The organism is Hydrogenophaga sp. GW456-12-10-14-TSB4 (assembly GCF_059424305.1).
Genome location: NZ_JBWKZH010000034.1, coordinates 55,674 through 62,892, shown reverse-complemented (window position 1 = coordinate 62,892; position 7,219 = coordinate 55,674). Strand labels below are relative to the sequence as shown.

The 7,219-nt window shown below is 69.6% G+C and carries 8 protein-coding genes; 7 read left to right on the top strand and 1 reads right to left on the bottom strand.

Annotation, left to right across the window (positions count from 1 at the left end):
• The 4 genes from AC07ZS_RS17315 to epsG all read left to right on the top strand — a co-directional run.
• The coding region (locus AC07ZS_RS17315; protein ID WP_494799763.1) for an EpsD family peptidyl-prolyl cis-trans isomerase at positions 1 to 1,042 on the top strand (1,042 nt) is incomplete at its 5' end.
• Positions 1,039 to 1,848, top strand: a complete 810-nt coding sequence (epsE, locus tag AC07ZS_RS17310) for a polysaccharide export protein EpsE (protein ID WP_494799762.1) — start codon at positions 1,039 to 1,041, stop codon at positions 1,846 to 1,848. The genes AC07ZS_RS17315 and epsE, both read left to right, overlap by 4 nt.
• A gap of 9 nt (positions 1,849 to 1,857) precedes the next feature.
• A complete protein-coding gene (gene epsF, locus AC07ZS_RS17305) occupies positions 1,858 to 3,231 on the top strand; it encodes a chain length determinant protein EpsF (RefSeq protein ID WP_494799761.1) in 1,374 nt (457 codons plus the stop codon).
• The gene (epsG, locus tag AC07ZS_RS17300) at positions 3,228 to 4,088 is read left to right on the top strand and encodes a chain length determinant protein tyrosine kinase EpsG (protein ID WP_494799760.1); all 861 of its coding nucleotides are present in this window, start codon (positions 3,228 to 3,230) and stop codon (positions 4,086 to 4,088) included. The genes epsF and epsG overlap by 4 nt, the downstream gene beginning before the upstream one ends.
• On the opposite strand, the gene AC07ZS_RS17295 is transcribed toward epsG, so the two are convergent.
• Complete coding sequence (locus tag AC07ZS_RS17295) at positions 4,082 to 4,483, bottom strand: VanZ family protein (protein ID WP_494799759.1); 402 nt, start codon at positions 4,481 to 4,483, stop codon at positions 4,082 to 4,084. The genes epsG and AC07ZS_RS17295 overlap by 7 nt on opposite strands.
• Here AC07ZS_RS17295 and xrtB point away from each other — a divergent pair.
• The 3 genes from xrtB to gmd are packed head-to-tail and all read left to right on the top strand — an operon-like array spanning position 4,482 to position 7,217.
• The gene (xrtB, locus tag AC07ZS_RS17290; protein WP_494799758.1) at positions 4,482 to 5,387 is read left to right on the top strand and encodes an exosortase B; all 906 of its coding nucleotides are present in this window, start codon (positions 4,482 to 4,484) and stop codon (positions 5,385 to 5,387) included. The genes AC07ZS_RS17295 and xrtB overlap by 2 nt on opposite strands.
• 4 nt (positions 5,388 to 5,391) lie before the next feature.
• Complete coding sequence (gene epsI, locus AC07ZS_RS17285; RefSeq protein WP_494799757.1) at positions 5,392 to 6,102, top strand: exosortase-associated protein EpsI, B-type; 711 nt, start codon at positions 5,392 to 5,394, stop codon at positions 6,100 to 6,102.
• A complete protein-coding gene (gmd, locus tag AC07ZS_RS17280; RefSeq protein ID WP_494799756.1) occupies positions 6,099 to 7,217 on the top strand; it encodes a GDP-mannose 4,6-dehydratase in 1,119 nt (372 codons plus the stop codon). Before epsI ends, gmd begins: the two co-directional genes overlap by 4 nt.
• The last annotated feature ends 2 nt before the right edge of the window (positions 7,218 to 7,219 follow it).

Sequence of the window (7,219 nt, the reverse complement as noted above, 5' to 3'; positions counted from 1 at the left end):
CGCCTTACCCCTTTTCTTCAAGGCCCAGGCCATGACCACCCGCAGATCCCCCCTTTCCGCCGTCCCCCGCGCGACCGTGCTCGCCGCGCTGCTCACGCTGGCCTTGAGCGCCTGCGGCGCCAAGGACGAAGGCACGCAGGCCACGCAGGTGGCCGCCAAGGTCGGCTCCAACGAGATCTCCGTGCACCAGATCAACCAGGTGCTGGCCCGCACGCCGATGCCGAACGCGTCCAAGGATGCCGTTCAGGCGGCGAGCCAGCAGGTGCTGGAGCGCCTGATCGACCAGCAGCTGGCCGTGGACCAGGCGACCGAGAACAAGCTGCACCGCTCGCCCGAGGTGGTGGCCCAGCTCGAAGCCGCGCGCCGCGAGGTGCTGGCGCGCGCCTACCTGCAGCAGGTCACCGGCGCCATGCCCAAGCCCACGCCCGAAGAGGTGAAGGGCTACTACGACACCCACCCGGCCCTGTTCGCGGAACGCCGGGTGTTCAACCTGCAGGAAATCCGCGTGCCCCTGGCCACCGAGGTGCTGAAAGACTTGACCAGCATGGCCACCCAGGCCCGGCCCATCGACGAAGTGGCCAGCATGCTGCGCACGCGCAACGTGCAGTTCGGCGGCGGCAGCGCCACCCGCACGGCCGAGCAGGTGCCGCTGGAGCTGCTGCCGCGCCTGCACGCGCTCAAGGACGGCCAGAGCCTGGTGGTGAAGAACGGCGACGCCGCCACTTTCCTGCGCGTGGCCTCGTCGCAGCAGATCCCGGTGGGTGAGGCCGCGGCCACGCCGGGCATCGAGAAGTTCCTGAGCAACCGGCGCTCCACCGAGCTGGTCACCAGCGAATTCAAGCGCCTGCGCGAAGCCACCACCATCACCTACCTGGGCGGCTTCGAGGCGGGCGCCCGCGCCACCCCGGCCGCCGACAAGCCCGACACGGCCGCCGTGACCGGCCCCGCGCTCACCACGCCGCTGTCCGCCGACGACAAGGTGGCGCCGCCGGCCAGCCAGGACCAGGGCGCCATCGAACGCGGCCTGCAAGGTCTGAAGTGAGCACGCGCGCGCTGCTCCGTGCCGGCCTGCTGGCCGTGGCCGCCTTCTTCGGCGCCGCGGCGCAGGCCCAGACCGGCCCGGTCGACTACCCGCTGGCGGCCGGCGACACGGTGCGCGTCCAGGTGTTCCAGAACCCGGACCTCGCGCTGGAGACGCGCATCACCGAAAGCGGCACGATCTCCTTTCCCCTCATCGGCATGGTGCGCCTGGGCGGCCTGTCGGTGAGCGCGGCCGAAAAGAAGATCGCCGATGCGCTGCAGAGCGGCGGTTTCCTGCAGAACCCGCAGGTCACGCTGCTGCTCACGCAGATCCGCGGCAGCCAGGTCTCGGTGCTCGGCCAGGTCGGCCGGCCCGGCCGCTTTCCGCTCGAGACCGCCGGCACCCGGCTGAGCGACATGCTCGCCAACGCCGGCGGCACCACGCCCGGCGGCGACGACGTGGTCATCGTCACCGGCCAGCGCGACGGCCAGGCCTTTCGCAAGACCATCGACCTGCCCTCGCTCTTCCTGCGCGAGAACCGCGCGGACGACATCGTACTGAGCAGCGGCGACGTGATCTACGTGCACCGCGCGCCGGTGTTCTACGTGTATGGCGAGGCCCAGCGCCCGGGTTCGTTCCGCATCGAACGCGGCATGACGGTGATGCAAGCGCTCGCGCAGGCCGGCGGCCCGACCGCGCGCGGCTCGCGCAGCCGCCTGGAGCTGCACCGCCCGCAGGACGACGGCAGCGTGCAGACGCTCTCGCCCGAGATGAACGACCTGGTCCGGTCCAACGACGTGCTCTACGTGCGCGAGAGCCTGTTCTGAGCGAACCCCATGACGCCCCAACAACTCCTCACCGTGCTGCGCGCGCGCTGGCTCGTGGTCTTCCTCACCTTCATGGTGGTGGTGGCGGGCACCGCCGCCCTCACCCTGACGGCCGCCAAGCAGTACACCGCCACCGCGGCCGTGGTGCTGGACGTGAAATCGCCCGACCCGGTGAGCGGCCAGACGCTGGCCGGCCTGATGGCGCCCGGCTACATGGCCACCCAGGTCGACATCATCAAGAGCGATCGCGTGGCCAAGCGCGTGGTCAGCGCGCTGCGCCTGGACAGCAGCGCGGCGGTGCAATCGCAATGGCGTGAAGCCACCGAAGGCCGGGGCCAGATCACCGACTGGCTCTCCGCCCTGCTGCAGCGCAACCTGGACGTGAAGCCCTCGCGCGAGAGCAACGTGATCAGCATCGAGTACATGGGCGCCGACCCCAACTTCGCGGCGCTGGTGGCCAATGCCTTCGCGCGCGCCTATGTGGAGGTCAACCTGGAACTGCGCGTGGACCCCGCGCGCAGCTACGCCGGCTTCTTCGACGAACAGACCAAGGCCGCCCGCGATCGGCTGGAGATCGCGCAGAAGGCGCTATCGGACTTCCAGCAGATCAACGGCATCACCTCCACCGACGAGCGCCTGGACTTCGAGACCGCCAAGCTCAACGAGACCAGCAGCCAGCTCACCTCGATCCAGGCCGCCACCACCGACAGCCAGAGCAAACGCCAGCGCAGCGACGCCGACACCGTGGCCGAGGTCATGCAGAGCCCGCTGGTCAACGGCCTCAAGGGCGACATCGCGCGGCTCGAAGCGCGCCTGACCGAGACCGGCGTGAACCTGGGCAAGAACCACCCGCAGACGCTGCGCTACGAATCGGAACTCGCCACGCTCAGGGCCCAGCTCGATGCCGAGACGCGCCAGATCACCAGCGCCATCACCACCACCTACCAGGTGAACCGCCAGCGCGAGGCCCAGCTGCAGGCGGCCCTGAACCAGCAGAAGGACCGCGTGCTCGAACTCAACAAGCAGCGCGACCAGATCGCGGTGCTGCGGCGCGACATCGAGTCGGCCCAGCGCGTGTTCGAGTCGGTGAGCCTGCGCGCCTCGCAAAGCAGCATCGAGAGCCAGACCAGCCAGACCAACATCGCGGTGCTCAACCCCGCGATCGCACCCACCTTCCCCTCGGGCCCGCGCGTCAAGCTCAACATCGCGATCGCCATGTTCCTCGGTGGCCTGCTCGGCGTGATGCTGGCCCTGGCGCTCGAATTCGCCAACCGCCGGGTGCGCTCGGCCGACGACCTGCGCGCCCTGCGCGACGTGGTGCTGCTGGGCAGCATCGGCCCGGCCGGCGGCATGATGAAACCCACCGCCGGAGCCCGCGCATGAACGCCCCGATGGACTTCAAGCCGCAAGGCGCCATCGGCGACATCCTGGTCGCGCGCGGCCTGCTGCTGCCGGCCGACGTGGAGCGCGTGGTCGCCCGCCAGGCCAGCCACGACGAGCCCTTCGGCGAAGCCGCCATCGCGCTCAAGCTGCTCGACCGGGCCGACCTCGACGCCGCGCTCTCGACCCAGTTCAACTACGGCTACCTGCAGGACGAGGACGCGCCGCTCAGCCGCGAGCTGGTCACGGCATTCAAGCCGTTCTCACGCGCCTCGGAAGAAATGCGCGCGCTGCGCGGCCAGCTCATGCTGCGCTGGTTCAACGACGACCGGCGCCGCCGCCTGCTCACCGTGGTGAGCCAGCGCCCGCGCGACGGCCGCAGCTTCATCGCGGCCAACCTGGCGGTGGTGTTCTCGCAGCAGGGCCAGCGCACGCTGCTGATCGACGCCAACCTGCGCGAGCCGCACCAGGCCAAGATGTTCCACACCACCGGTCACAGCCCGGGCCTGGCCGGCATCCTGGCCGGGCGCGCCGGGCTGGAAGTGATCGAATCGGTGCCGGGCCTGCCCGGCCTGCGCGTGCTGCCGGCCGGCGCCGCGCCGCCGAACCCGCAGGAGCTGGTGGGCATGCCCAGCTTCGGCGCGCTGCTGCAGCAGGTGAGTCAGAACCACGACGTGGTGCTGATCGACACCCCCGCCAGCGAGCGCTTCGCCGACGCCGAGATCATCGCCGCGCGCACCGGCGCGGCCCTGCTGGTGGCGCGCCGCCACCGCAGCCCGCTCGGCGGCCTGGGCGATCTCTCACGGCGCCTGCAGGACACCGGCGTGGCCCTGGTGGGCTCGGTGCTCAACCATTACTGAGCCGTATGCGACGCCACCCACTCCCGCAGGCGAATGCGCACCGCGAGCACCGTGGTGCCCAGCGCCGCGCCCACCGCATCGGCCACCAGGTCGTCGATGTCGGCGCTGCGCCCGGGCAGGCGCATCTGGCTGGCCTCGTCGAGCACGCCCACGAGCAACGCACCCGTGAAACCGATGAGCATGGCCGACACCCCGCGACGGCCGCTGGCGAAGCCGATCGCGCACGACAGCACGGCGTAGACGGTCATGTGGGCGAGCTTGTCCCACGGGGCTGGCACCAGGCCCACCGCGAAGGGCTGGGCGCCACCGATCCACAAGGCCAGCGGCACCGCCAGTGCCAGCAGAACCGCCAGACCACGCGCCAAGCGCTGCACGCGCCGAAGTGAGAAACCCATGAGCACCACCACACCTTCGATTGAGACGGGCGCCGCGCCGATGGTGGCGCGCCTTCTGCCCTGGTTGCCGATTATGGTCGGGCTGGCGGTGCTCTACGTGCCCACCCTCTACGACCTCTTCACTGGGATCTGGGCACAGGACGATCAGTTCCACGGCCCCATCGTGCTGGCGATCGCGCTGTGGCTGATGCACCGCAACTGGGGGGCCATGGAGGCCGCTGCGTTGGGCCAGAAGACCAGCGCCTGGGGCTGGCCGCTGGTGGTGGTTGCGCTGATGTTCTACGCGCTGGGCCGTTCGCAGGGCATGGGCATCCTCGAGGTCGGCTCGGTGATCTGGCTGCTGGCCGGCGTGATCCTGCTGACGCGCGGCACGGCGGGCCTCAAGGCCCAGTGGTTCGCGCTCTTCTTCATGCTGTTCATGGTGCCCCTGCCCTCGCAGGTGGTCGACCTGGTGACCATGCCGATGAAGATGATGGTGTCCTACGTGGCCGAGAACGTGCTCTACGCGCTGGGCTACCCCATCGGCCGCAACGGCGTGATCCTGCAGATCGGCCAGTACATGCTGCTGGTCGCCGATGCCTGCGCCGGCCTGCACACCCTGCTCACGCTCGAAGCCCTGGGCCTGCTCTACCTCAACCTGGTGCGGCGCGACTCGCTGTTCCGCAACGTCGCGCTGGCCGTCCTGATCGTGCCGATCTCGTTCACTGCCAACGTGATCCGCGTGATGGCGCTCAGCCTGATCACCTACCACTTCGGCAACGAGGCCGGCCAGGGTTTCCTGCACGGCTTTGCCGGCATGGTGCTGTTCCTCAGCGCCTTGCTGATGATCATCGCCTTCGACAGCGCGCTGCAGGCGGTCGAACGCCTGCGCCAGCGGCACAACCCCAGCCTGCAGAAAGCCTGACGCCATGGCCTTCCCTTTCAAGAACCTCGTGCTCATGGCGCTGATGCTGGCCTCGGCCGCGCTCGCCTACGCCATGCGCCCCACCGCCCGCCTGGCCGACGAGCGGCCCACGATCGCCCTGGCCACGATGGTGCCCACCGAGTTCGGCGGCTGGCGCGAGCAGCCCAACGTGGCGGTGCAGATCATCGACCCCGAGCAGCAGGCCACCATCGACGCCATCTACACCCAGACGCTCACGCGCAACTACATCCACGCCGACGGCTACCGCATCATGCTGTCGATCGCCTACGGCAACGACCAGAGCGACAACCTGCAGCTGCACAAACCCGAGGTGTGCTACCCGGCGCAGGGCTTCAAGCTGGAGCGCATCGAGCGCGCGCCGCTGCAGCTGCACGGCCGCTCGATCGCGGCCACCCGCCTGCTGACGCACCTGGGCAACCGCCACGAGCCCGTGACCTACTGGACCGTGGTCGGCGACCACGTCACCACCACCGGCATCGACAAGAAACTGACCGAGATGCGCTACGGCCTGGGCGGCCGCGTGCCCGACGGCATGCTGGTGCGGGTCTCCTCCATCGACCGCGACAGCGCGCGGGCCCACGGCATGCAGGCCCGCTTCGCGGCCGACCTGGTGGCCGCCCTGCCCGCCGAACACCGCGCCCGTTTCTCCGGCGTCGACCCCGCCACCCTCGCCTCCACCGCGCCCGCCCCATGAAGAAAAAAACCGCGCTCATCACGGGCATCACCGGCCAGGACGGTGCCTACCTCGCCGACCTGCTGCTCCAGAAGGGCTACGAGGTGCACGGCATCAAGCGCCGTTCCTCGTCGTTCAACACCGACCGCATCGACCACCTCTACCAGGACCCGCACGAATCCGGCCGCCGCCTGGTGCTGCACTATGGCGACCTGAGCGACAGCAGCAACCTGATCCGCATCGTCGGCCAGGTGCGGCCCGACGAGATCTACAACCTCGGCGCCATGAGCCACGTGGCGGTGAGCTTCGAGAGCCCGGAGTACACCGCCGACGTCGACGCCGTCGGCACGCTGCGCCTGCTCGAAGCGGTCCGCCTGCTCGGCATGGAGAAGCACTGCCGCTTCTACCAGGCCTCCACCAGCGAACTCTACGGCCTGGTGCAGGAAACCCCGCAGAAGGAAACCACACCCTTCTACCCGCGCAGCCCCTACGCGGTGGCCAAGCTCTACGCCTACTGGATCACGGTGAACTACCGCGAGGCCTACGGCATGTACGCCTGCAACGGCATCCTGTTCAACCACGAGAGCCCGGTGCGCGGCGAGACCTTCGTCACGCGCAAGATCACGCGCGCGGTCGCTCGCATCGCGCTCGGCCTTCAGGACTGCCTGTACCTGGGCAACCTCAGTGCGCTGCGCGACTGGGGCCATGCGCGCGACTACGTCGAGATGCAGTGGCTGATGCTGCAACAGGACAAGCCCGAGGACTTCGTGATCGCCACCGGCGTGCAGTACAGCGTGCGCCAGTTCGTGGAAATGGCCGCCCGGGAACTGGGCTTCACCCTGGACTGGGTGGGCGAAGGCAGCGACGAGGCCGGTGTGGTCGCGTCCGTTCAACGACCCGACCTGCACTGCTCGGTGGGCGACGTGGTGGTGCGCGTGGACCCGCGCTACTACCGGCCGACCGAAGTGGAGACCCTGCTGGGCGACGCCAGCAAGGCACGCACGCGCCTGGGCTGGACGCCGAAGATCACCCTGCCCGAGCTGGTGAGCGAGATGGTGCAGGCCGACCACCGCCTGGCGCGGCGCGACGCCATGGTCCGGCTGGCCGGCTTCCCCGCCTTCGACTACCAGGAGTGAGC

Coding starts and splice junctions, on each gene's coding strand:
- epsF (WP_494799761.1), top strand. CDS start 1,858: ATGACGCCCCAACAACTCCTCACCGTGCTGCGCGCGCGCTGGCTCGTG.
- epsG (WP_494799760.1), top strand. CDS start 3,228: ATGAACGCCCCGATGGACTTCAAGCCGCAAGGCGCCATCGGCGACATC.
- xrtB (WP_494799758.1), top strand. CDS start 4,482: ATGAGCACCACCACACCTTCGATTGAGACGGGCGCCGCGCCGATGGTG.
- AC07ZS_RS17295 (WP_494799759.1), bottom strand. CDS start 4,483: ATGGGTTTCTCACTTCGGCGCGTGCAGCGCTTGGCGCGTGGTCTGGCG.
- epsI (WP_494799757.1), top strand. CDS start 5,392: ATGGCCTTCCCTTTCAAGAACCTCGTGCTCATGGCGCTGATGCTGGCC.
- gmd (WP_494799756.1), top strand. CDS start 6,099: ATGAAGAAAAAAACCGCGCTCATCACGGGCATCACCGGCCAGGACGGT.